Source organism: Octadecabacter algicola (genome assembly GCF_021532625.1).
GTDB classification, from domain to species: Bacteria; Pseudomonadota; Alphaproteobacteria; order Rhodobacterales; family Rhodobacteraceae; genus Octadecabacter; species Octadecabacter algicola.
In genome coordinates this window covers 61,629-85,373 of sequence record NZ_JAKGAR010000003.1, presented here as the reverse complement: position 1 = coordinate 85,373, position 23,745 = coordinate 61,629, and the positions used below count along the sequence as shown (strand labels likewise).

22 protein-coding genes are annotated in these 23,745 nt (G+C 54.4%); 9 read left to right on the top strand and 13 right to left on the bottom strand.

Translation table 11 applies throughout. The annotated features are described in order from the left end of the window. Positions 1 to 4: 4 nt before the first annotated feature. The 3 genes from L0666_RS11475 to L0666_RS11465 all read right to left on the bottom strand — a co-directional run bounded on the left by L0666_RS11475 (position 5) and on the right by L0666_RS11465 (position 3,138). On the bottom strand, positions 5 to 901 hold the full coding sequence (locus L0666_RS11475) for a carbohydrate ABC transporter permease (RefSeq protein ID WP_235262199.1): 897 nt from the start codon (positions 899 to 901) through the stop codon (positions 5 to 7). Position 902: 1 nt separating this feature from the next. Next, positions 903 to 1,820: a carbohydrate ABC transporter permease gene (locus L0666_RS11470; RefSeq protein WP_235261509.1), complete on the bottom strand. Its 918-nt coding sequence runs from the start codon at positions 1,818 to 1,820 to the stop codon at positions 903 to 905. 76 nt (positions 1,821 to 1,896) lie between these two features. Further along, entirely contained in the window at positions 1,897 to 3,138 is a 1,242-nt protein-coding gene (locus L0666_RS11465; protein ID WP_235261508.1) for an ABC transporter substrate-binding protein, read from the bottom strand. A gap of 161 nt (positions 3,139 to 3,299) precedes the next feature. On the opposite strand from L0666_RS11465, the gene L0666_RS11460 reads away from it, so the two are divergent. Further along, positions 3,300 to 4,322, top strand: a complete 1,023-nt coding sequence (locus L0666_RS11460) for a LacI family DNA-binding transcriptional regulator (RefSeq protein WP_235261507.1) — start codon at positions 3,300 to 3,302, stop codon at positions 4,320 to 4,322. A gap of 156 nt (positions 4,323 to 4,478) precedes the next feature. On the opposite strand, the gene L0666_RS11455 is transcribed toward L0666_RS11460, so the two are convergent. Beyond that, complete coding sequence (locus tag L0666_RS11455) at positions 4,479 to 5,321, bottom strand: EamA family transporter (RefSeq protein WP_235261506.1); 843 nt, start codon at positions 5,319 to 5,321, stop codon at positions 4,479 to 4,481. Between the two features lie 161 nt (positions 5,322 to 5,482). Between L0666_RS11455 and L0666_RS11450 the strand changes: the two genes are divergently transcribed. Next, positions 5,483 to 7,852 (top strand): DUF1989 domain-containing protein, encoded by a 2,370-nt coding sequence (locus L0666_RS11450; RefSeq protein WP_235262198.1) that lies wholly within the window; start codon positions 5,483 to 5,485, stop codon positions 7,850 to 7,852. A gap of 18 nt (positions 7,853 to 7,870) precedes the next feature. Here the strand turns inward: L0666_RS11450 and purU are convergent, their stop codons facing one another. Both purU and L0666_RS11440 read right to left on the bottom strand, forming a co-directional pair. After that, positions 7,871 to 8,755, bottom strand: coding sequence for a formyltetrahydrofolate deformylase (gene purU / locus L0666_RS11445; protein ID WP_235261505.1), 885 nt, complete (start codon positions 8,753 to 8,755; stop codon positions 7,871 to 7,873). 108 nt (positions 8,756 to 8,863) lie between these two features. After that, a complete protein-coding gene (locus tag L0666_RS11440) occupies positions 8,864 to 10,198 on the bottom strand; it encodes an NAD(P)-binding domain-containing protein (protein WP_235261504.1) in 1,335 nt (444 codons plus the stop codon). 164 nt (positions 10,199 to 10,362) lie between these two features. Here L0666_RS11440 and L0666_RS11435 point away from each other — a divergent pair, with 164 nt between their 5' ends. Beyond that, complete coding sequence (locus L0666_RS11435) at positions 10,363 to 10,767, top strand: hypothetical protein (RefSeq protein ID WP_235261503.1); 405 nt, start codon at positions 10,363 to 10,365, stop codon at positions 10,765 to 10,767. Here L0666_RS11435 and eutC read toward each other — a convergent pair. The 6 genes from eutC to L0666_RS11405 all read right to left on the bottom strand — a co-directional run bounded on the left by eutC (position 10,764) and on the right by L0666_RS11405 (position 17,324). Continuing rightward, positions 10,764 to 11,513 (bottom strand): ethanolamine ammonia-lyase subunit EutC, encoded by a 750-nt coding sequence (gene eutC / locus L0666_RS11430; protein WP_235261502.1) that lies wholly within the window; start codon positions 11,511 to 11,513, stop codon positions 10,764 to 10,766. The genes L0666_RS11435 and eutC overlap by 4 nt on opposite strands. Continuing rightward, positions 11,513 to 12,886 carry an ethanolamine ammonia-lyase subunit EutB gene (locus L0666_RS11425; protein ID WP_235261501.1) on the bottom strand — a complete coding sequence of 458 codons (1,374 nt, stop codon included), beginning with the start codon at positions 12,884 to 12,886 and terminating at the stop codon, positions 11,513 to 11,515. Before L0666_RS11425 ends, eutC begins: the two co-directional genes overlap by 1 nt. A gap of 91 nt (positions 12,887 to 12,977) precedes the next feature. Continuing rightward, entirely contained in the window at positions 12,978 to 14,303 is a 1,326-nt protein-coding gene (glnT, locus tag L0666_RS11420) for a type III glutamate--ammonia ligase (RefSeq protein ID WP_235261500.1), read from the bottom strand. A gap of 63 nt (positions 14,304 to 14,366) precedes the next feature. After that, positions 14,367 to 15,710, bottom strand: a complete 1,344-nt coding sequence (locus L0666_RS11415; RefSeq protein WP_235261499.1) for an FMN-binding glutamate synthase family protein — start codon at positions 15,708 to 15,710, stop codon at positions 14,367 to 14,369. Positions 15,711 to 15,719: 9 nt separating this feature from the next. Continuing rightward, the gene (locus tag L0666_RS11410; RefSeq protein WP_235261498.1) at positions 15,720 to 16,397 is read right to left on the bottom strand and encodes a GltB/FmdC/FwdC-like GXGXG domain-containing protein; all 678 of its coding nucleotides are present in this window, start codon (positions 16,395 to 16,397) and stop codon (positions 15,720 to 15,722) included. Next, a complete protein-coding gene (locus L0666_RS11405; protein ID WP_235261497.1) occupies positions 16,398 to 17,324 on the bottom strand; it encodes a class II glutamine amidotransferase in 927 nt (308 codons plus the stop codon). 211 nt (positions 17,325 to 17,535) lie between these two features. Here L0666_RS11405 and L0666_RS11400 point away from each other — a divergent pair, with 211 nt between their 5' ends. From L0666_RS11400 to L0666_RS11375, 6 genes are all read left to right on the top strand, one after another. Continuing rightward, positions 17,536 to 18,927 (top strand): ammonium transporter, encoded by a 1,392-nt coding sequence (locus L0666_RS11400; RefSeq protein ID WP_235261496.1) that lies wholly within the window; start codon positions 17,536 to 17,538, stop codon positions 18,925 to 18,927. Between the two features lie 18 nt (positions 18,928 to 18,945). After that, complete coding sequence (locus tag L0666_RS11395) at positions 18,946 to 19,134, top strand: hypothetical protein (protein ID WP_235261495.1); 189 nt, start codon at positions 18,946 to 18,948, stop codon at positions 19,132 to 19,134. Between the two features lie 151 nt (positions 19,135 to 19,285). After that, positions 19,286 to 20,434 carry an aminomethyl transferase family protein gene (locus tag L0666_RS11390; protein WP_235261494.1) on the top strand — a complete coding sequence of 383 codons (1,149 nt, stop codon included), beginning with the start codon at positions 19,286 to 19,288 and terminating at the stop codon, positions 20,432 to 20,434. Between the two features lie 12 nt (positions 20,435 to 20,446). Then, on the top strand, positions 20,447 to 21,043 hold the full coding sequence (locus L0666_RS11385) for a dimethylamine monooxygenase subunit DmmA family protein (RefSeq protein WP_235261493.1): 597 nt from the start codon (positions 20,447 to 20,449) through the stop codon (positions 21,041 to 21,043). Continuing rightward, entirely contained in the window at positions 21,040 to 22,023 is a 984-nt protein-coding gene (locus L0666_RS11380) for a PDR/VanB family oxidoreductase (RefSeq protein WP_235261492.1), read from the top strand. Before L0666_RS11385 ends, L0666_RS11380 begins: the two co-directional genes overlap by 4 nt. Beyond that, a complete protein-coding gene (locus L0666_RS11375) occupies positions 22,020 to 23,087 on the top strand; it encodes a heme-dependent oxidative N-demethylase family protein (RefSeq protein ID WP_235261491.1) in 1,068 nt (355 codons plus the stop codon). Before L0666_RS11380 ends, L0666_RS11375 begins: the two co-directional genes overlap by 4 nt. Here L0666_RS11375 and L0666_RS11370 read toward each other — a convergent pair. Continuing rightward, positions 23,084 to 23,713 (bottom strand): helix-turn-helix domain-containing protein, encoded by a 630-nt coding sequence (locus tag L0666_RS11370; protein WP_235261490.1) that lies wholly within the window; start codon positions 23,711 to 23,713, stop codon positions 23,084 to 23,086. The two genes, L0666_RS11375 and L0666_RS11370, sit on opposite strands and share 4 nt — an antisense overlap. Positions 23,714 to 23,745 lie beyond the last annotated feature (32 nt).

Here is a 23,745-nt window from a genome sequence, read left to right as displayed (position 1 = left end):
ATGATCAGCCTTTGACTGCGCCAGCGGCGATGCCGCGAACAAAGAGTTTGCCAGAGGCAAAATAGATGACGAGAGGAACCAGACCCGTGAGAAGGGTCGCGGCCATATTGACGTTGTATTCTTTGACGCCTTGCACCGAGTTCACGATGTTATTTAGCTGGACCGTCATCGGATAGGTTGCTGGTTTGGTGTAAATCACGCCGAACAGAAAATCGTTCCAGATACCGGTGACTTGTAGGATGATCGCCACGACAAAGATCGGCAACGCCATTGGCACCATGATCTGGAAATAGATCTGCCAGAAGCCTGCACCATCCACGCGGGCGGCCTTGAACAGCTCTTCAGGGATGGCCGCGAAGTAATTGCGAAATAGCAGCGTTAGGATCGGCATACCGAATACCGTGTGCACAAGGACCAATCCCCAAATTGACCCCATCAGCCCGATTTCGCGGAGCATGATGACGATGGGATAAAGCATGGTCTGGTAAGGAATGAACGCGCCAATGATCAGGATCGTAAAGAAAGTTTCAGAGCCTTTGAACTTCCAGTTGCTTAGCGCGTAACCGTTGATGGATGCGATGGCGATGGACAAGACAATCGATGGGATCAGGATACGTACCGAGTTTCCAAAACCACGGGACAAGCCATCACAATTAATGCCAGTGCAGGCCTCCGACCATGCCTTCACCCATGGCTCAAACGTAACTTCCACGGGAGGACCGAATACGTTGCCCATGCGGATTTCCGGCATTCCCTTGAGGGACGTGACGATCATGACATAGAGCGGCAACAGGTAGTACATGGAGACCACAATAAGCGTGCCATAGAGAAATATATTGGCGCGGGAAAAGGTTCTTTTTGGCTTTGGTCCGCGCGGGTCGGCGGCGGTGTTTGTTGTCATATCAGCCACGTTTCCGGCCTCCGAATTCGAGGTAGGCCCAAGGGATCAGGATGATCACAACGGAGCACAACATCATTGTTGAAGCGGCAAAGCCTTGCCCCAAGTTCTGAGCGCGGAACATGTATTCGATGACGTATTTCGCTGGGACTTCTGAGGACAAGCCAGGGCCGCCTCCGGTTTGGGCTACGACCAGATCGTAGAGTTTGATGATGCCTGACGCGATAAGGACGAGCGCCGTGATGAACACAGGCCGCATCATCGGGATGATTACTACAACATAGGTCTTGATCGTGCTGATCCCGTCGACCTTAGTGGCTTTCCAAATATCTTCATCGATGCCGCGCAAGCCAGCGAGCATGATGCACATGATCAAACCTGACCCCTGCCAGATACCGGCAATGAGGAGGCCAAAGATCACGATGTCAGGGTTGTTAAGTGGGTCAAAGTTGAACGACGTCCAACCCCAGTCTCGCACGACGCTTTGCAAGCCGAAATCTGGGTTTAAGATCCACTGCCACGCTAGGCCTGTGACCACGAAAGACAGGGCGAAAGGGTATAGGAAAATTGAGCGAAAGGCGCTTTCGAACCGGATTTTACGATCAAGGCACGCCGCGAGGGTGAAGCCGATCAGCAGAGTTAGGATCATGGAGCAGCCACCGTAAATGGCGAGGTTTTTGATCGAAATGATCCAGCGGTCCGTGCTCCAAAGGCGTTCGTACTGATCAAAGCCGACCCAGTTTGTTTTCGGCAACATTCGAGAGCCGGTAAAAGAATACGTGACGGTCCAAGCGGTCCCGCCCACAAAGACGACGAGCGCAGTTAGGATCATCGGCAGGGACGCCAGCTTTGCCATCCAGTTCTTGAACAATCGGCGGGGGCGTTTTTGGCTATGGGTAGGGGGGTCCGAGGCCACGGTCATCGTGTCGGCTCCAAATCAATAAATGTGGGTGGATGTGGTCCGGCAGCTAAGCCGCCGGACCGGATCATCGGATCGCTTAGTCTGCGTCTTCGATCAGTTGCGCGTATGCTGCTTGCGCATCCGCAGCAGACATATCACTAGACCAGAACTGTGCCATCAAATCTTCGATCTGAAGCGTAGTATCCTGAGAGAAGGAAATATCGCCAGATGGCAGTACGCCACCATTTGCAAGGATTTCGAGGCCCTTCTGCATGCAACCGTTCGCAGCAGACAGGTCGATGTCACCGCGCACAGGCAACGACCCCTTAGCAAGGTTGAAAGCAACTTGCGCCTCTGGGGAGATCAACAATGCGGCAAGTTCTTTTTGTGCTGCTGTGATTTCAGGATCGTCGTTCACTGGGAAGTAGAAAGCATCACCACCCGTATCGATAACGGGGTTCAATCCAAGCCCAGGAAGACAGGAATAGTCTTCGCCTTCAACCTGTTCAGCAACGGCGAACTCGCCTTGCGCCCAGTCACCCATGATCTGCGCACCAGCAGCACCGGTGATGACCATGTTTGTAGCAAGGTTCCAATCTTGAACATTGGAGTCAGCCGCAAAAGCGCGTGCTGCTGCAACCGCTTCGAACGCTGCTGTGTATTCAGGGCCGCGTGCCGCATCAGCGTTTTTGTTGATGTTCACCTCGTCCCATGCATCCTGACCTGCAACCGCAAGCGTGATCGCACCGAATGCGATATTTTGCTGCCAACCTTGCTGACCCATGGCGAGAGGCAAAGTACCGGCTTCTTCTAGGGCAGGCGCGGACGCCACGAATTCGTGCCAATCAGTAGGCACATCAAGACCAGCGTTTTCATATGCTGCGTGGGACAACCAAATCCACTGCGCGGAGTGGATGTTCACTGGAACACAGTAGATTTTGCCGTCCAGCGTACATGCGTCCAACAAGGAAGACGGGTTCACGATGTCAGCCCAACCGCCGGCTTCAGCAACGTCTGTGAGATCAAGAAGCAGACCTGCTTCGATCAGTTCTTCAGCTTGACGGCCGTGGTTCAGCTGCGTCGCTGCCATCGGGTCACCGCCGAGAATACGGGAAATAATGATTGGGCGCGCCGTGCCGCCAGAACCGGCGATCGCGCCGTCGATCCATGTGTTGCCCGTCGCATTCCATGCTTCGGCGAATTTGGAGACCGCTGCGGCTTCGCCGCCAGATGTCCACCAGTGAGTGACTTCCAATTCAACGCCTTCGGCCAATACAGACGTAGCTGTTGCTGCGGTAAGTGCTGTTCCCAGCAGAGCCGACTTAAGAATTTTAGACATTTTTTCCTCCCAGAAAATGCGGTTGCCCGCCAATGATTTTTAGACCGCGTTGTGACCTCCTCACTCTGCAATCGATTACATTTTCATCCGCTGTTGATGTTTGTGTCAAGAAAATATGTAATCGATTGCACGAAAGGCAGAAATTGCAGGACCTTAAAGTTGTGAAAACTTCGACACTTCAAGACGTTGCCCGAGTTGCAAGAGTTTCGACCGCGACGGTGTCCCGGACGTTGTCGAACCCTGATGTTGTATCCGAATCGACTAGACGGCGGGTGTCTGAGGCTGTGAAGGCCACCGGATATCGTATCAATCGGGCCGCGCGAAACCTTCGCACGCAGCGGGCGCATTCGGTGTTGGTGCTGCTTCCCGATTTGGCCAACCCGTTCTTTTCGACGATCCTGGAAGGCATTTCTCGCAACCTTTCGCGACTGGGATATTCCATGCTGATTGCTAGCACCGAACAAGTGCACGATAGCGGAGAGCGGCTCGTCGATTATCTCGAAGATGCCCGCGCCGACGGCATGATTATTCTTGATGGCGGGCTGGACGCAGAAGTGGTGGAGAAGCTTGAGAATGCACCGCAAGCCAAACGCATCCTGTTCGCCTGTGAATGGGTTGAAGGTGCCGATTTCCCGTCTGTTCGGTGCGAAAACCGCCATGGAACACGCGCAGCCGTGAATCACTTACATGATCTGGGTCATTCCAAGATTGGCCATGTGACGGGCCCTGAGGGTAACGTTCTAATGCACACCCGTAAGGATGCACTTGTCGCCGAAATGGCGCGCCTCAACCTTGAGCTAAAGCCAGAGTGGGTCATCGCCGGTGACTTCTCGCTCGCGGCGGGGTGTAAGGCGGCGCAGACTTGGATCGCATTAGAAGATCGTCCTACCGCTGTGTTTTGCGCCTCCGACCAATTGGCGATGGGTTTCATCGCGGAACTATCGCGCCATGGAATTAAAGTGCCGCAAGATGTTTCGGTCATGGGGTTTGACGATATTGAATTGGCAGAACAGTTCATCCCACCTCTAACAACCATCAGACAAGACCGGTTGATGATTGGCCAAACCGCTGCGGAAATTCTTATGACAAGGATATTAACACCCAACGAAGAACCTGCCGAACACGCAGCTGTCTTGCCGGTATCCCTCGTGGTTCGAGAAAGCACCGCGCCACCGCCCGAATGAAGCATGAAATCTCGTGGTCTACTTTGGGGTAAGCTGGAATGGCAAAAGTGATGCGTCGGCCGGGACTGAGTTCTTGCACGACCATGATTTAGCCCGGTCGACCCGTAGAAGATGTAACCGGAAAGGGTTGTAGCGCCTGAACCGTCTAATGGTCGATCATTGTGCCAGATAGCCAATACCGCAGAATGCCACCAGGCAGCCGGCCCACTGATAAATGTTTATGCGCTCTTTCAAGAAGACTGAAGCGAGCCAGATCGTCGGTAAACCATAAATTGCGGTTGCGACAGCTGCGTATTCAGGGTGAGGGTAATCGGCAGCGGCCATGATCGACAGGATGGCGACACCATCAAGAACTCCCATAATTGCAAGGATACTCAGCGTTTCACGTTTTGGCCAAAGAGGCAGGCGTAATGCGATGATACCGCAAATTAGCAAGCCAATCGCGATGACGCGTGTTCCCATGGCCGTCACTAAGCCGTTGGTGAGTTCCGCTGCGGCGTGACCGAACGTGAAAGTGATTGCAAAGGCCGCCGCCGCAACCAATGCGCTCACTACAGTCCAGAATCTATCTTTCTCTTGCGCGTGCTCCCGATCCGCGAGGACGGCGACCATCGCGATCCCAGTAAGGATCACAAGGATTGCCCCCCATTGTCCCAATGAAACGCGCGCGCCTGCGATCACTGATATCCCGATCGAGAAGACTGAGAAACACGCAACCAATGGCGCAGCGAGCCACACTGGGCCCCTTTGAAACGCAACATAAAGCCCGCAATTGGCGACAGCAAAAGACACCCCCGCAAGTAGTAATGGCACCACGCTTGTTATGGGTATGCTGGCATAGTTTCCCGTCATTATGAGAAGCGCGGATTGAAATAACAGACCAAATACCATGACCGCAAATAGGCAGGCGCTTATGGGGGCGTTTTGACTAATGAAGCGCACACAAAAATCATGAAGACCCCAGCACCCTGCTGCGATCAACCCAAAAAAGAGGGACATTAGAAGCTAACCTTCGGATGGTGGCACGATATGACAGGGCCAAACATAAGTTGGGTGAGGTTTTCCACGAGTTTCCTGACATTTAGGTTTGCGCTGTATTGCATTCAAATATATTCTTCATGTTAAATAAATATTCCAGTCATGCAACACGCGAGGCGCTCATGCGGGACGAATATATCAAGGTTAACGCCGGACCGCCAAAACCGAGCACCATTTACGAACCACGTATATTCTCGTTGCCTATAGGTACGGAGCGTTACGTGGTTGAGGGTGGCGGTGCGGCGCTTGTGGCTGTGTCTGTCGGTGATCAGATCACGATCATCAATGATGAAGGCGGCCAGCCTTGTGAACTGTTGGTCAGCGACACAAAGGGCAAGATCGATGCAAGTGTCATCGGGGCGACGGGGCAGGGCCCTGCGGTAGGATTGCAAGCGCTACTCAACAGTGACGATCAGTCCTTGCGCGGGATGCGCATGGGGTTAGACGCACGCAAGATCGACGTCAGCGTTGCAGGCGCAGTTCATCTGTTCGAGGCAACTACGCCCGCCAAAACCGAAGCGGTATTCACTGCCCAGCGCGATGGAACTGTGATCGTCGTCGCCCCCGGCGGGATTATGGATATTGAAGCGCAGAACACGGCAACTCCCCTGACGGTGATGATCAAGCGTGCTGTTATCAAACAAAACGTCGGCTTCGAATTGCCCACGCCGCTGGCGGAGCCGTTACAAGACATTCGAGTGCATACCCAGACGGCTGAGGCTTATTTCGTGAAAGCGGGCGATTACATCCAGATACTGGATGTGGACGGGCGACAGTGCACGGACTTTGAATGCTTCAGTGCTCGAAAGCTGGACAAGGGCATCGAACACGCGTTGGACGTGACCACGACGCGTACGTTGATGGGTCATGCATATCCGATGCCGGGTTTGCACGCGAAATATTACGATCAAGACATGGTGCCATTGGTTGAGGTTGTGCAGGATACCTGTGGTCGTCACGATGCCTTCGCCTTGGCGTGTTCGGCGAAGTACTACGATGATATCGGCTATCCCGGGCACATCAATTGCTCTGACAACTTTAATAGCGCGCTGTCCGAATTCGGCATCGGTGGGCGGGCTGGTTGGATGGCCATCAATTTCTTTTTCAACACAGGGATCGATGATCACGGCGTGATGTATTCCGACGAACCATGGTCGCGTCCTGGCGATTACGTGCTGTTGCGCGCCCTCACAGATATCGTCTGCGTTTCCAGCGCTTGCCCAGATGACACATCACCCGCCAATGGTTGGAACCCCACTGATATCCATGTGCGGACCTATTCCGGCAAAGAGACATTTCAACGCGCCATTGCTGTGCGCGCGACACCAGATGCGGAGCCCAAGATGACCAAGCAAACCGGATTTCACGACAGCTTTGCCAAACACACCCGTAATTTCGTGGAGTACAACGGCTACTGGCTGCCGAATTGCTTTGCTGATGCCGGACCGATCGCGGAGTATCACGCCTGCCGCCAAGACGCTGTGATTATGGACTTATCGCCTTTGCGCAAGTTTGAGATCAATGGCCCTGACGCCGAAGCGCTTTGCCAATATGTTTTTACCCGCAATATGAAAACGCTTCCCGTGGGCGGGGTTGTCTATACGGCGATGTGTTACGAACATGGCGGCATGATTGATGACGGCACGGTGTTTCGCCTTGGGCGCGACAACTTCCGCTGGATTGGCGGTAGCGATTATGGCGGCGAATGGATCCGAGAACAGGCCGAAAAGCTAGGATTAAAGGTGCTGGTGCGCTCTTCTACGGATCAGTTGCATAACGTCGCCGTGCAAGGGCCGAAGTCACGAGATCTTTTGCGAGACCTAATTTGGACGGCGCCCCATAATCCCGAGTTCGACCAGCTAGCTTGGTTCCGTTTCACTCCTGCGCGCCTTCGCGATGAGACAGGTACGCCGTTTGTCATTTCGCGAACAGGCTACACCGGTGAGTTGGGCTATGAAGTCATGTGCCACCCCAAACATTGCGCCGAAGTCTTTGACGCCATTTGGGAGGCAGGACAAGATTACGGGTTGCGCCCTATGGGGCTCGAGGCTTTGGACATGGTGCGCACTGAAGCTGGCCTGATTTTCGCGGATTACGATTTCTCGGATCAGACTGACCCATTCGAAGCAGGCATTGGGTTTACTGTGCCACTGAAATCCAAACCCGATGACTTCATCGGCCGTGGTGCGTTGATCCGGCGCAAAGATCACCCAATGCGCAAACTTGTCGGTCTCGATATCGGGAGCGAAGTTGACGTTGCCCACGGTGATTGCATCCATATTGGTCGTGCGCAGATTGGCGAAGTCACTTCAGCGACCCGATCCCCCTTGCTTGGCAAAAATATTGCCATGGCGCGGATCGACGTGGCACATGCGGATGCCGGGACCGAAGTTGAGATAGGCAAGCTCGATGGGCACCAAAAACGTCTGCCTGCTGTGATCCGCTCTGACTTGGCGGCCTTTGACCCAAAAAAAGAACGCCCGCGAAGCTAGTCGCGGGCGCTGGGCGGGTTACCCCATCCGTTCCGAGGCGAACGACCCTGGTGAGGCTGGGAAGACCACGGTTTTGTTGCCGTTCAGGAAAACGCGACGGTGGATGTGCGCATGGATGGCGCGGGATAGGGCCTGACTTTCCACATCACGCCCTAGGGACACATAGTCCTCTGGTGACTGCGCATGGGTGACGCGCACAATGTCTTGCTCGATAATCGGGCCTTCATCCAAGTCAGCCGTCACATAATGGGACGTGGCCCCGATCAGTTTCACGCCACGTTGGAACGCCTGCTTATACGGGTTCGCCCCCTTAAAGCTCGGTAAGAACGAGTGGTGGATGTTGATGATCTTGCCCGACATCTTTTGGCACATCTGATCGGACAGGATTTGCATGTAGCGTGCCAGTACAATCAATTCCGCGCCGGATTCTTCGACGACCGACATAATCTTGGCCTCGGCGTCTGGCTTGTTTTCTTTGGTGACCTTGATGCAGTGGAACGGGATATCGTTGTTTACTACGACCTTTTGGTAATCCATGTGGTTTGAAATCACAGCAACGATATCAATCGGCAACGCGCCGATGCGCCAGCGATACAACAGATCGTTCAGGCAGTGACCAAACCGCGAAACCATGATCACGACCTTCATTTTGACGGTTTCGTCGTGGAATTCGTAGGCCATGCCAAAGTCTTCGGCAGGCTTGGTGAAGCCATCGGTCAACGCGACGAGGTCCTTGCTATCGTCACAATCAAAGCTGACACGCATAAAGAAGTTGCCGGTTTCCTTATCATCGAACTGGGCGCTGTCGGTGATATTGCAGTTGTTGTCGGCAAGGTAGTTCGCGATGGCCGCAACGATGCCGCGCTTGGATTGGCATGTTACGGTGAGGGCGTATTTACTCATTGAAGTGGTCCTGTTCGAGTGGTGATAAAATGGTAACTGGAGTGTCCAAGGTCACAGACCGCCCCCGATTGGGGGGCGGTTCGGCTGATGGGGTTTGTGAAGTTTGGATTAGTTTTGCAGGTAGACCTCGAGGCTATCATCAAGCGCGTCTTTCCAAGGCGTATGGTGCTTGGGCGCCATCGTGCCGGTGATGACGGATTTGTAGCCGTTGTCACGGAAGGTCATGATGTTCTTCTTCTTGTGCCCCTTCCATTCCTTGAAGGCCTTACAGGCGCCTTCGACGTCAAAGGAGGGGTAGTCGGTTTCTGAAATCAGTTCCTTGATGTAGTCGCCCTGATACCAGATCGCATCGTAGTCATCCTTGCCCGCATCTTCGCGCGCGATCCGGTCGACGACATCAGCTTTCATCGCTGCCGTGTCAGGCAAGGCGATACGCCCCATGATCACGTCACGTACGAACCACGCTTGCGCGTCGAACATGTTGAATGTGAACCATTGGTCCTGCATCCCGACATAGAACAGATCGGGTTCGTCCACATAGACCACGCCTTTATACAGGTCTGCGGCCGCCAGTCGGTTTGCGGTCTTGAGCTTTAGCTCGTCGGGTAGGAACGGGAAGTGGTGCTTGTAACCTGTGCACAGGATCACCGCATCGACATCTTTGGAAGTGCCGTCTTTGAAATAGGCGGTGTTGCCATCCACGTGGGTCAGAAGGGGGACTTCGGCCCAGTTGTCGGGCCAGTCATATCCCATTGCGGCTGTGCGGTGACTGACGGTTATGGATTTCGCGCCATACTTCCAACACTGCGAACCGATGTCCTCGGCGGAGTAGGAGGTCCCGACGATCAGGATGTCTTTATCTTTGAACTCCATAGCATCGCGGAAATCATGGGCGTGCAGCACGCGGCCTTTGAATTTGTCAAAGCCGTCGAAATGCGGAACATTCGGGGTGCTAAAGTGCCCCGTGCAAACGATGACATGATCGAACTCTTCGGTGTAGGTATGATCATCGGGAAGGTGGCAAACGGTAACTTGAAACATATCCCCGTCCTTTTTCACCCAACGCACGGCCGTCTCAAAACGGATCAGGTCGCGCACACCGGCCTTTTGAACACGGCCTTGGATGTAATCAAACAGCACAGCGCGGGGTGGATAAGATGCGATCTGTTTGCCGAAGTGTTCTTCGAAAGAATAATCCGCAAATTCCAAGCCTTCTTTTGGTCCGTTGGACCAAAGATAGCGATACATGGAGCCATGCACCGGTTCGCCGTATTCATCGAGCCCCGTACGCCAAGTGTAATTCCAAAGCCCACCCCATTCAGACTGCTTTTCAAAGCATACGATCTCGGGGATTTCTTCTCCCTTAGCTTGAGCGGATTGAAAGGCACGAAGTTGGGCAAGGCCTGAGGGACCAGCACCGAGAATGGCGATACGTTTGGGCATTGGGGAATCCTTTTATAGCGGTTGCTGGATTGCACCGCGATGATTACCCTAAGTCAATAATTATTCTTACTAGTGAACAAAACTTAAGCACTATTGGGACATATATTTGCTTTGATCCGCCTTTGTGCTGCGGTAGGGATGACGCATTAAGCAAGGGACAGATGATGGAAAAGCCGAGTTTTAGTTATTGGTCGATTGCCGCTTTGGGGTTGGTGTGGAGTTTGATGGGGTGCCTCAGCTACATCGCACAGAACAACGCCGACTTCGTTGCTCAACTGGCCGAGCCGCAGCGCTCGTTTATCACGCAGCGACCATTCTGGGCGTCAGCGGTTTTTGCGGTTGCGGTCTACGGCGGGGCTGTTGGGTGCATATTGCTGCTGTTGCGTCGGGTGGCCGCCGTTCAGGCGCTGGGGCTTTCGTTGATGGGGGCTTTGGTGACTATGTTTTACATGGTCATGACATTGGGCTTGTCCATCGGAGTCCTGCAAAGCACAGGGATCTCGGTTCTGGTCGGCTGCATCTTATTTTGGATTTCGATGGCGGCGCGGGCACGCGGGTGGCTGCGTTAATCTGACGTCAGAACGTTTGTCGCACGGCTTTGGTTCAGTGCAACACCGCTACAACCGAGCGCGCGCATCTCTTTGATTAAATCGTAAGTCTGGCGTGCCGCGTCGTGGATAGGCAAACCTTCGGCACGAACATTCGAAATGCAATTGCGTGCACTGTCTGGTGTTTGTGCTGACGGATTTTGGGTGATGTAAACGCCCAACCCGTCTGCCGCCGATAGTCCTGGGCGTTCGCCAACAATCATCACAACGGTTTTGGCAGCTAGCGCCAACGCGATGCCATCACCCAACGCGACCCGCGCTTGCCGCGCTAGGATCACTGGGCCAATGTTTAGTCCGTCTTGGGACAGTTTTTTGTGCAGCTCAGTCACGAAAGCTACCCCATTTAAGGCAATCGCAACGGCAGAAAGCCCATCGCCCAAGACGACAGCGACATCGGGCGAAGCGTGGCGTGACAGTACATCTGCCTGATCTTGTGGCAACAGGCGACCCAGATCGGGGCGGGTGATGAATACGTCTCGGGTGGCGGCTGAACTGGTGACAATGTCATGAGGCAAGCCCAAAGCATCAAGACCAGCGGTCAGTCGCGCAACATCCAGTTCCGATTCAACAGCCTCGCGGGCGCGCGCATGATCGAGGGCAAAGTCCAATGACGCCGCCGTATCCGCAGCAAAACGGGGCGGGCCAAAATTTAGGCGGGCTTGAGTAATGGCGCGAATTGCGCCGCGGGGGGTAAGGGGATCATTCATCAGTTGGGAAGCCGCAGTTGGCCAAGGGCGTTTTCGATTGAAGGGATTCTGACATCAGGTGTCCCGATGCCCATACGATCCATCCAAGCGGCGAATTCGGGCGCGGGAGGTCGCTGCAAGGTGGTTCGGATATAATTGGCGTCATGGTGTGACAGAGTTTGGTAGTTCAACATGATATCGTCCGATCCAGGGACGGTGATGACAAAACTAACGCCAGCCGCGGAAAGCACGGTCAGCAACACGTCCATGTCTTCCTGATCGGCGTAAGAATGGTTAGTGTAGCAGACATCCACCCCCATCGGCAGGCCGAGCAACTTGCCGCAAAAATGGTCCTCCAAGGCGGCGCGAATGATCTGTTTTCCATTCGCAAGGTATTCCGGTCCGATAAACCCAACCACGGTGTTCACCAGCAATGGCTTGTATTGACGCGCTACAGCATAGGCGCGCACTTCCATAGTTTGTTGATCCATGTCGTGGTGGGCATCTGCCGACAGTGCCGCGCCTTGCCCTGTTTCGAAATACATCAGATTGCTTCCTGCCGGGGCGCGACCAAGGTTGTACGCAGCATCGTAAGCTTCGTCCAACATTGGCAGCGTGACGCCAAAACCCGCGTTGGCTTTGGTTGATCCGGCGACGGATTGAAAAACCAAATCAACAGGGGCGTTTTGCTCCATTGCTTTGATTGCCGTGCTGACATGCCCAAGAAGGCAATGCTGCGTCGGGATATCAAGCTGTGTTCGGATCAACTCAAGCACCTCGCAGATACGAATATAATCGGGCACGGTATCCGTGGCAGGGTTCACGCCGATTACGGCGTCGCCCGTACCCATCAACAGCCCGTCGACTGCCGAGAGAGCGATGCCACGGCTGTCATCGGCGGGGTGGTTAGGCTGGTTGCGCGTGGACAAGTGCCCGCGCAACCCGATAGTAGAACGAAATTTGGTCACGACTTCGATTTTGGCAGCAACGGCGATCAGGTCTTGTGCGCGCATGATCTTACTAACGGCGGCGGCCATTTCAGGGGTCACACCCCATGCGATCGCCGTCAAATCCGTGCCCGTTGTCGTTGGGGTCAGCATCCAGTCGCGAAAGGCTCCAACGGTAAGCGAAGCAATAGGCGAAAAGGCTGAGGCGTCCTGCTGTTCCATGATCAAGGCGGTGACATCATCGTCCTCAACCTGCAAAACATCATCCAGAAACGCCTTCAGTGGCACATCTGCCAGACACCGCTGTGCCGCGAGCCGCTCAACGGGTCCACTGGCACAAAGCCCCGCCAACTGATCACCAGTGCGTTCGGGTGTGGCATGAGCCAAAAGTTGTTTGAGGGAAGGCCATTTAAAGCGTTGCCCGCCGATATCCGCAAAATATTTCATAGTGAAATGGGACCATACAAGACCAAGTCAGACAACAAAAAAGGGCCGCGAATGGGAAACACGGCCCTGATCTGATTAGACTTTGAGCAAATCAAATATCTAATGTGTTGTCCTTTTCCCATTGGCTGAAGAACCCAACGAAGCTGTTCCATTCCTGCATCTTCATTTTGAGGTAAGAGGCAGAGAATTCTTCGCCCATGGCTTCCTTAAGGCCCTTGTCTTTGTCGTAGTCGCGCAAGGCGTCCAACATGTTGAGGGGCAGTTTTGGCGCACCGCGCACTTTGTGGCCTTCGGCATACATGTCGATGTCGTGGCGTTTGCCTGGGTCGGCCTTGTTACGCACACCTGACAGGCCCGCCGCAATGATAACGGCCTGCAACAAGTATGGGTTCACGGCGCCGTCTGGTAAGCGCAATTCGAAACGGCCCGGGCCGGGAACACGCACCATGTGAGTGCGGTTGTTACCTGTCCATGTAACGGTGTTAGGGGCCCATGTGGCACCAGATGTCGTGCGCGGCGCGTTGATGCGTTTGTAGCTGTTGACTGTCGGGTTGGTGATGGCGGCCAAGGCGCTGGCGTGTTTCATGATCCCGCCAAGGAACGTGCGGCCTTTCTCGGACAGGCCGAGTTCGGCTGTCTGGCTACTGTCGTTAGGTTCCATCGCGAAGACATTGGTTTTGCCGTCCAGATCCCAGACCGAGATGTGGGCGTGGCAACCGTTGCCGGTTAGGCCCTCAACGGGTTTGGGCATGAACGTGGCGCGGTAGCCGTATTTTTCCGCGACGGTCTTAACCATAAACTTGAAGAAACTGTGCTTATCCGCCGTGGCAAGCGCGTCGTCGTAATCCCAGTTCATTTCCCACTGACCGTTCGCGTCCTCGTGGTCGTTCTGATAGGGGTTCCAGCCGAGCTCTAGCATGTGGTCGCTGATTTCTTGGATCACCTCAAGGCGGCGCATGAACGCCTGCTGATCGTAACAGGGTTTGGCTGCCGTGTCGTAGGGGTCACTGATCTGCTCACCGTCGGGTGTCAGCAAGAAGAATTCAGCTTCGATCCCCGTTTTGACGCGCATGCCTTCCTCGGCAGCTTCATCAATCAAACGGTGTAGCACGTTGCGCGGAGCTTGCGCGACGGGTTGGCCTTCCATGACGCAATCGGCTGGTACCCACGCGATTTCGCGGTTCCATGGAAGGATGATTACGGCCTCTGGATCGGGCACCGCCAACATATCTGGGTGGGCTGGCGTCAGGTCCAACCATGTGGCGAAACCCGCAAAACCGGCCCCGTCTTCCTGCATGTCCGCGATGGCGCGCGCAGGAACAAGCTTGGCGCGTTGGCCGCCAAACAGGTCGGTGAAACTGATCATGAAATATTTAACGCCGTTGTCGGCTGCGAATTTGGCAAGATCTGTGGTCATTGCGGATTTCCCTGTGAAGCAAAGAATGGGGCGCGAACTGCGTGGCCGCGCCCTCGTTTTCAGTTAAAAAGATGTGCCTGGTTTGCCGGGGTACCAGTCGGTGCCAGCAAGCGGGATCTTGGCCATGGCGGCGGCTTCCATCGTCAACGCACAAAGATCCTCGGGCTCGAGGTTGTGCAGATGGTTTTTGCCGCAAGCGCGCGCGATGGTTTGCGCTTCGAGCGTCATCACCTTGAGGTAATTGTTCAAACGCCGTCCGCCTTCGATGGGATCAAAACGTTTCATCAATTCGGGGTCTTGGGTGGTGATACCTGCGGGGTCTTTGCCCTCGTGCCAATCGTCATAAGCACCGGCCGTGGTACCAAGTGCATTGTACTCGGCCTCCCATTTCGGGTCATTATCCCCGAGGGCGATGAGGGCAGCTGTGCCGATGGCAACTGCGTCAGCACCCATGGCCATGGCCTTGGCCACGTCCGCACCGGTGCGGATACCGCCCGACACGATTAACTGCACCTCGCGGTGCATTCCGAGGTCTTGTAAGGCGCGAACGGATTCACGAATACACGCCAAGATCGGTTGGCCAACGTTTTCGATAAACACATCCTGTGTGGCAGCTGTGCCGCCCTGCATACCATCCAATACGACAACATCGGCACCCGCTTTGACTGCAAGGGTCGTATCAAAATAAGGGCGCGCGCCGCCGACTTTTATGTAAATCGGAACTTTCCAACCTGTGATTTCACGAAGCTCTAGGATTTTGATTTCAAGATCATCAGGGCCCGTCCAGTCCGGGTGACGACAAGCGGACCGTTGATCGATGCCTTTGGGCAAGTTGCGCATCTCTGCGACGCGGTCGCTTATTTTTTGGCCTAGTAACATGCCACCGCCGCCCGGTTTTGCGCCCTGACCAACAACGATTTCAATCGCGTCGGCGCGACGCAGATCGTCTGGATTCATCCCGTAACGCGAGGGCAAATACTGATAGACCAGTTTGTTGGAATGACCGCGTTCTTCATTGGTCATGCCGCCGTCACCAGTGGTCGTAGATGTCCCCGCAAGGCTCGCACCACGGCCCAAGGCCTCTTTGGCAGGGCCGGAAAGGGCACCAAAGGACATGCCCGCGATGGTAACTGGGATATCCAACTCAATCGGGTTCTTGGCAAAACGGGTGCCAAGTGACACGGACGTTTCGCACTTCTCGCGGTACCCCTCGAGCGGGTAGCGCGACATGGAGGCTCCAAGGAATAGCAGGTCGTCGAAATGGGGCAATTTGCGTTTCGCCCCACCGCCGCGAATGTCATAGATACCAGTCGCCGCAGCGCGGCGGATCTCGGCGTTTACAGGGTTGGAGAACGTTGCGGATTGGATTGGCGCGGTTAGAGGTGCGCCGCTGGATTTATCTGTCATGGCTTTTCCTCAGTACGCATTGTCGATCTTGAAGGTGTAAAGTTCTCGCGCTGAACCGTAGCGTTTGAATTCTTCTGGTTTGGCGTCTGCCCCTGCACGTTCCAGAAGGTCTGCAAGGATCGCCAAATGTTCAGGTCGCATTTCCTTTTCAATGCAATCCGCGCCGAGGGATTTGACAGAACCACGTACAAACAGGCGGGCTTCATAAAGGCTATCGCCCAAGGCATCGCCAGCGTCACCACAAACAACAAGGTTACCCGTTTGCGCCATAAACGCAGACATGTGCCCGATATTGCCGTGCACCACGATGTCGATCCCCTTCATGGAAATCCCGCAGCGCGATGACGCATTGCCTTTGATGACCAACAAACCGCCGTGGCCCGTGGCCCCCGCGTATTGACTGGCGTCACCATCGATAACAATTGTGCCGCTCATCATGTTTTCAGCGACGCCCGGCCCAGCAGAGCCTTCGATATTGATCGTCGCCTGCTTATTCATTCCGCCACAGTAGTAACCAGTGGACCCTTTGACGGTGACTTCGATGGGGGCGTCTAACCCGCAGGCAATCGCATGGGCACCCTTTGGGTTTACGATCTCCCATGAGGTTTGGTTGGTGTTTTCGGCTTGTGCGTGCAGCGTTTCGTTCATCTCACGCAGCTCGATGTCCGCCATATCTAGTGTTTGCATTTAAGCGGCTTTCTCTTTGGTGGGCTGGTCAGCGTGGCTCCAGAAATAGACGGTTGCGGGTTCTGGTTCCCAAACACGGGCATCTTCAATTCCAGGAAGGTCGACCAAGGCGCGGTATTCGGACCCGAAGGCGACGTATTGATCGGTTTCGGCCATGACGGCGGGCTTACAAGCAATCGGGTCGCGCACGACGCCAAAGCCGTCCTTAGTGCCAACGACAAAGGTGAAGAACCCGTCTAGGTCATCAAGGCTGCTTTCGAGGGCCTCGCCCAAGGTTGCGCCATTTTGCATTTGCCAAGTCAGATAGGCCGCGCCCACTTCCGTGTCGTTCTCGGTTTCGATGTGAATTCCTTCGCGGCGCAGCTTGCGGCGCAGACTGGCGTGATTGGAAAGAGAACCGTTGTGAACAAGACACTGGTCATCGCCAGTGTTGAACGGATGGGCGCCCATCGTGGTCACAGCTGATTCTGTCGCCATGCGAGTGTGACCGATGCCATGACTGCCCGACATCTGCTCAATCTCAAAGCGTGCCGCCACATCTTTAGGCAGACCGACTTCTTTGTAGATTTCCAAAGTGTCGCCGCGACTCATGATCCGGAGCGCCGGATTGACCTGAGAAATTGCCGCACGGGCATTTTCAATTGCGCCGTGCGGGACACTTAAAACTGCGTGTGTGCTTGTGGTTTTCATCGAAACGGGCGCGCCGATTACCTGTCCCAAGGCGCTATCCAGACCGTCGAAGTCTGTTTCTGGCGTGTCTGATTGGACCACGATTTTAGACTTATCCATTGAATCATTTGAATAAATTGCGATGCCTGCACTGTCTGGGCCGCGGTCCGTCATCGTGACGAGCATTTTTGTCAACAGCGAACCCAATTGCGGCTCAAGCGTTTTGTCTTTCAGGAATAACCCGACAATCCCACACATTTAGCTACCCTCATTTGTTGCCCTGCACATCGCAGGTTGATCGAATCTGACGCTAACACCGCAATTCGGAACGATCAACAGCAGGAAACTTATTTTCACGTCAGGCAAAAAAGTTCTGGCCAGATGAAAATCACCATGGTTCATTTTTAGGAACGACCCACACTCCAAGAGGTCGGTCGAAAGCAACATTAACTGACAAGGGAACGAAACCGTGGAAGAACAACTCGCCGAACTCGCAGCGCAAGTCGCTGCCATAGAAACGAAAGGCAATCTGACGAACACGATGTTCGCAGAGCTTTACTACTACCTCACCATTCCTCTGATGATCATCATTCACGCTGGTTTCTTGGCCTACGAAATGGGCGCATCACGAGCCAAGAACGCATTGTCATCCGGCGTGAAAAACATCCTCGCGTTCGCGTTCGTCATTCCAGCTTTCTACTTTTTTGGGTGGTGGGTCTACTGGGGCTTCCCAACAGGTCTAACGCTTTCGGAAGGCGCAAATGGTATTTCCGGCGCGGCCTATGCAAACGCCATCGCTTGGCCATGGGGTGAAAGTGCCGCGTACATGGGGCCAAACACAGAAGACCAGATCGACGGTGTATTCTGGGGTGCGTTTGCCCTGTTCGCGGCGACGACGGCTTCTATCATGTCTGGTGCAGTGATCGAACGCATCCAGACAGTCGGCTTTGTTATCTGTGCAATCGTTCTTGGTGGCTTCAGCTGGACGCTAGCTGCGGCTTGGGCTTGGCACTCTGATGGCTGGTTGGTCACTCAGTGGGGAGTACACGACTTTGGTGCCGCCGGCTTGGTGCACGCAGTTGCGGCCTTCTTTGCGCTGGGTGTCTTGATCAACCTTGGCCCACGTCTTGGTAAATTCAACGAAGATGGCACTGCAAACGACCTTCCGGGTCACAACATGCCGCTTACGGCGACAGGTCTGATGATTATCATCGTCGGGTTCTGGGGCTTTTTGATGGGTTGTGTTGTTGTCGGTGGCGAAGCTTGGTCATGGGGTGGCAACTACGCGACAATCTATGGCACGCCGACAAACCTTGGCGCGTTGGCGTTCAACGTTTTGATGGCAATCGGCGGCGGCATCATCGGCGCATGGGTCTTCACCAAAGATCCGTTCTGGATGATGTCTGGCGCACTTGCTGGGATTATTTCCACAGCGTCCGGTCTGGATTTCTACTGGCCTGGTCTGGCGTTCATCATTGCCGTCGGCGCGGGTCTGTTGCTTAAGCCTGCGGCAACCTTCCTTGAGAAGTTCGGCATTGATGACGCGGTTGGCGCTGTAACTGTGCACGGCACATGCGGCATCTACGGTATGTTGGTCCTTGGTATTACAGCGGCTGGCTATCCAGCTTTGGGTGGTGAAGACGCACCAACGATCAGCCTGATGGGGCAGCTTGTTGGTTCCGTTGTGTTCATCGCGCTTGGCCTTGGCACCGGCTACGGTACATCCTTCGTATTGAAGATGTTCGGCATGCTACGTGTCCCTGCCGCTGCTGAACTTGCGGGTCTCGATACCGTTAAGGTCCCAGCACAAGCCTACCCAGAGGGCATTTCAATCTCTGCCCCAAGTGCAACAAAAGCTTAATTAGAAGGAGTAACGACTATGGGATTTCCATTTGAACCAGCGACTTGGGAAGGTGTGTCCGGCCCGATTTTCATGGGATACGGCAGCGCATTGCCCGGAATCTTCAGCGTAATTTCGATTGTTCTGTGCATTGGCGCATTGGTGATTGGCCAAAAGGCCGAGGCCAAGAGTTACAGCAAATACAGAAAATACGGCAAGTCTAAATAAGACGCTGAAAAATGATGCAGAGGGGCCTGTTATGCGGGCCCCTTTTGCCTGTTAGGAAACTTTATTGAATGTCAGTCTTGCTTTTGCGATCCGCCTGAGTCTCAATCTACGCAAGCAAAACAATACGATTAACACCGGTAGGGGAATCAAAATGGCCATTCTTTGGAGAGCATCAGCGCTTGCACATCGGCACGCAGAAATTGGCGGTGAGTTGGAAGACTGGAACGGCATGGGAACCGCTTGGTTCTATGATGACACGCCAGAACGCGCCAAAGCAGATTACGAAGCGGTCCGCACAAAAGCGGGTCTTATGGATGTATCAGGCCTCAAGAAGGTCCATGTGGTCGGCGCCGATGCGGCTTATGTCATCGACCGCGTCACAACCCGCAACGTTGAGAAAATCGCGCCTGGCCGGTCGACCTATGCCTCAATCCTGAATGCTGAGGGCAAGTTCATCGATGATTGTATCATCTACCATATCGCCGTGAATTCATGGCTGGTGGTGCATGGAACCGGTACGGGAATGGAACAGTTGGCCTCTGTCGCTGCAGGTAAGAACTGCGAAATCCTGTTTGACGACGATTTGCACGATATGTCCCTACAAGGACCGGTCTCGGTTGATCTTCTGGCACAGGAAATCCCAGCAATCCGCGACCTTGCTTATTTCGGTCTGATGCAGACACGCCTTTATGGTCGCGATGTTATGATCTCCCGAACGGGGTATACAGGAGAGCGCGGTTACGAGATTTTCTGCCGCGCCAAGGATGCCACACACCTCTGGGACAGCATTCTGGAAGCGGGCAAAGACATGGGCGTGCGCCCCGTGCAATTTTCAACGCTGGATATGCTACGGATCGAAAGCTACCTGCTGTTTTACCCTGGCGATAACTCTGAAACTTTCCCGTTCGAAAACGAAACCTGCGGCGACACGCTGTGGGAGCTTGGTCTCGACTTTACGGTGTCGCCTGACAAGCAGGGCTTTATCGGAGCGGAGAACCACTACGCGGCGAAGGGTAAAGAACGCTTCAAGATTTACGGCGTGAAACTGTCTGACAGCATGGATCAGATGGAGATGTTCGCTCGCGTGATGGCGGACGGTAAAGACGTCGGCGTCATCACCTATGGTTTGTCCTCCGAATTGAACGGCTATTCTGTTGCGATTGCACGGCTCGACCCGAGCGTCGCCATAAAAGGTACCAAACTGACAGTTGTTCAGCCGGACGGAACCGAACTTGCTGCGACGGCCGAAGATATGCCGTTTTACGACCAGGATAAATCCATCCGTACAGCGAAAGGGTAAGGAGGGCGCAGCATGTCGAAGTTTGAATTCCCGCCTAGCATTGGAAGCCGCCCCATTTGGGGGACGTTAGAACCGAGAACGGGCGCATCACATTTGTTTATTGCGGATGCACATGGCGCCGAAGCAATTATCGACGTTGCCACACCGGAATTGATGGAAACGGGGCATATCATTTTTATCAGCCGCGGCACGGATTACGCGGACAAACTTCGCGCGCTCGCACCTGCGCAGTTTTATGAAGGGCCGAGCTATGACGCGTCATTGCCGCGCATCAAACGTGTCCTCAGCGATGCCAAAATGGGGCTTCAGGTTTACCTGTCGGGAACCGAAGGGTTAATGGGGCAAGCCACAAACGAGGCGACTTCGGCGGGTGTACCACCCGCTGCGATCCAAACCGATCACCGCGGATCAACGGCGCGGCGGATGCAATGTGTGCACTGCAAAGGGTTTACCGAAGACGTGGAAACAGACCCGTTCGTGTGCAGCCATTGCGGGCTGAACCTGTTTGTGCGGGATCATTACTCCCGCCGATTAGCCGCTTATCAAGGCGTCTGCGTAGATGCAGAAGACCCCGGCAATGTACCGGCCCAGAAGGGGATTTACGAATGAGCGCGCCGCAGAAGACCAAGTCTGGCCCCGCGCAAATCGACGTCACGGTCAGTGCAGTTGTCCCTGTAACCGAATTTGTGACGCGTTTCGAATTTACCCGCAGGGATGGCACGGAGTTTCCACCATTTTCGGGAGGCGCGCATACTGTTGTCGCCATGCAAGACGGAACGCGTACGCGACTGAACCCCTATTCTCTTATGTCCGATCCTGCCGATCTTTCGACCTATGCAATCTCGGTACGTCGCGAAGATGACGGGCGGGGCGGGTCGGTATTTATGCACAGCCAGGTTAAGCAGGGCGATGCGATGACGCTCACCAATCCGGTGAACTTGTTTAGCCTCGATCTTCGCGCCAAGAAACACATCTTCTTTGCGGGCGGTATCGGCATCACACCGTTTCTGGCGATGATTGGTCAACTTGAATTGACCAACGGAAATTGGGAGCTGCACTACGCGTCCCGCACTCCGGAAAACGCGGCATATGCGGATGTCCTTTTGGCCAAGTTTCCAACCAAAGTGCATGTATATTACAGCAGCGCGAATGAACGCATTCCGCTTGCCGATGTATTGGATGGGCAGCCCCTTGGCACCCAGGCTTATGCCTGCGGACCCGAGCGTTTGATCGACGGTGTTCGTGACACAGCGATCGGCCTTGGCTGGCCAGACAGCAACGTTCACTCCGAAGAATTCCTCGCCCCAGCCGCCGGTGCCCCGTTTGAGGTCCGCCTGTGCAAGTCGGACAAGACGATCACCGTGGGCGAGCATGAGAGCCTGCTTGAAGCGCTGGAACGCGAAGGCGTGGACGCGCCGTTCCTGTGTCGTGGCGGGGCGTGTGGGCAGTGCGAAACCGATGTCGTTAGCGGTGCGGGCGAACTCATTCACTGCGATCACTGGCTTGAAGAAGAAGAACACGCCAGCGGTAAGAAAATCATGCCCTGTGTCAGCCGCTTTGTCGGCGAATTGTTGGAGATTGACCGATGAGTATCCAGTTCAACAACGAAACCTTTCGTGATGATTATTCATTCCATAACTCCGAATGGGCGATCAAACGGTTCCCGTTTCCGTTCCACGAAGACAGCTACATGTACTCAATGAATGCCGAACAACATCAGGGCGGGCCGGATGGGTCTGTCTATGAAAAACGGTTCGATGTGGATGAACACTATGTGTCAGAGATGCAGGACCGTGCCAAGGTTTTGGCGGATGATCCTCTACGCTGCCAATCCTTGCCGCATATGACCTTGGCGGGGTGGGATCTGCTCGAACTGATCATGGTTTCCAAATCCGAAGATTACCCCGACTTGTTCGAACTTCATCGCGACGGCAATCAATGGCGCTGGGTGAATAAACCTCTCGGCATTGATGATCCCTTTACCTTTTTGGATGACACTACGCTGCCTTACGGCCCTATGGAATATATCACGCGCCAGACACAAGGTGACTTTGCCTTACTGGATCAGCGTGAAGAAAACCTATGGATGGACGCTGGCATGATCACGACGCAGGCTGACTGGTCGCTGGATTTTGACATCGGAATGAACTTTTTTGAATGGCATGCGCCTGTGCCAAAAGCCAACGAAATGGGGATTTTCAAACGCGCGTTGAAGTACCTCATCAACATTCCGCAGGGGTCACCGGGGCGTCGGTTGAACTGGACGATGACAGTGAACCCGCTACTCGATACCTCTCCGGAAAACTACCACAAATGGGGCATCCAGAAGACAACGTTGACACCGGAAAACATCGGCGCGAAACAACATCTACGGGTTGAACTGCAGACTTTTTTCCGCTTGCCGCGATCCAATGCTTTGGCATTTCCGATCCGCTGTTATCTGTGCAGTTTTCAGGACCTGACGACGATGCCGAAATGGGGGCGCCGTTTGCATCGAGTCATTCGCGATCTGCCTGATGAATTGGCGACCTACAAAGGCTTTATCGACAACCGCCCGATGATGCTGGATTACCTGTCGAAGTTCGATGACGGGTTGCCCACGAGCCCCGGTATTTTCCCCGAGCCAGAAACAGAGCCGCCGCTTAAAACTTAGGTCTTCTGAGGGTAACTGATGATCGACAGATAGCGCGACGGTAGCTTCACGAGCTCTTCGGGGCCGTGGGGCGCGTCGGCGTCAAAGAACAGGGTATCGCCTGGCTTAAGCGGGTATATCTGATCCCCATGGCGGTAATCGACCTCGCCTTCGAGCATATAAATCGTTTCGATCCCGCCGTGCTGGAACGCAGGAAAGACGTCGGATTTTTCGCTGAGTGTAATCATGTAGGGTTCTACGATCACGCCACTGGCATTTGATCCGATGTGACCCAAAAGGTTGTACTGATGGTTGGCGCGGGTACCTTCGCGTTCGAGTTCAACGCCTTCGCCAGCTTTGGTATGAACCGCCGTACGCCCTTCTTCAAAGCCACGAAAAAACGATGTGATCGGCACAGACAGAGCGTTCGCCAAGGTCTGCAATGTGGTCAAAGACGGAGAGGTGTTTCCGTTTTCGATCTTGGACAGCATCCCAATTGAAAGGCCAGTGGTCTCGGAAAGGTCGGCCACAGTGATGTTCTGCTTGCGGCGATGGGCGCGGACCTCTCGACCGATTGCAACCTCGAGAACTTTTTCGCGAGTCTCGCGGACGAGGTGGGGGTCTTGGGACAAAGGGGCTGCGGCCATGGAACTGGTCTTCACTTTATGAAATATCTTAC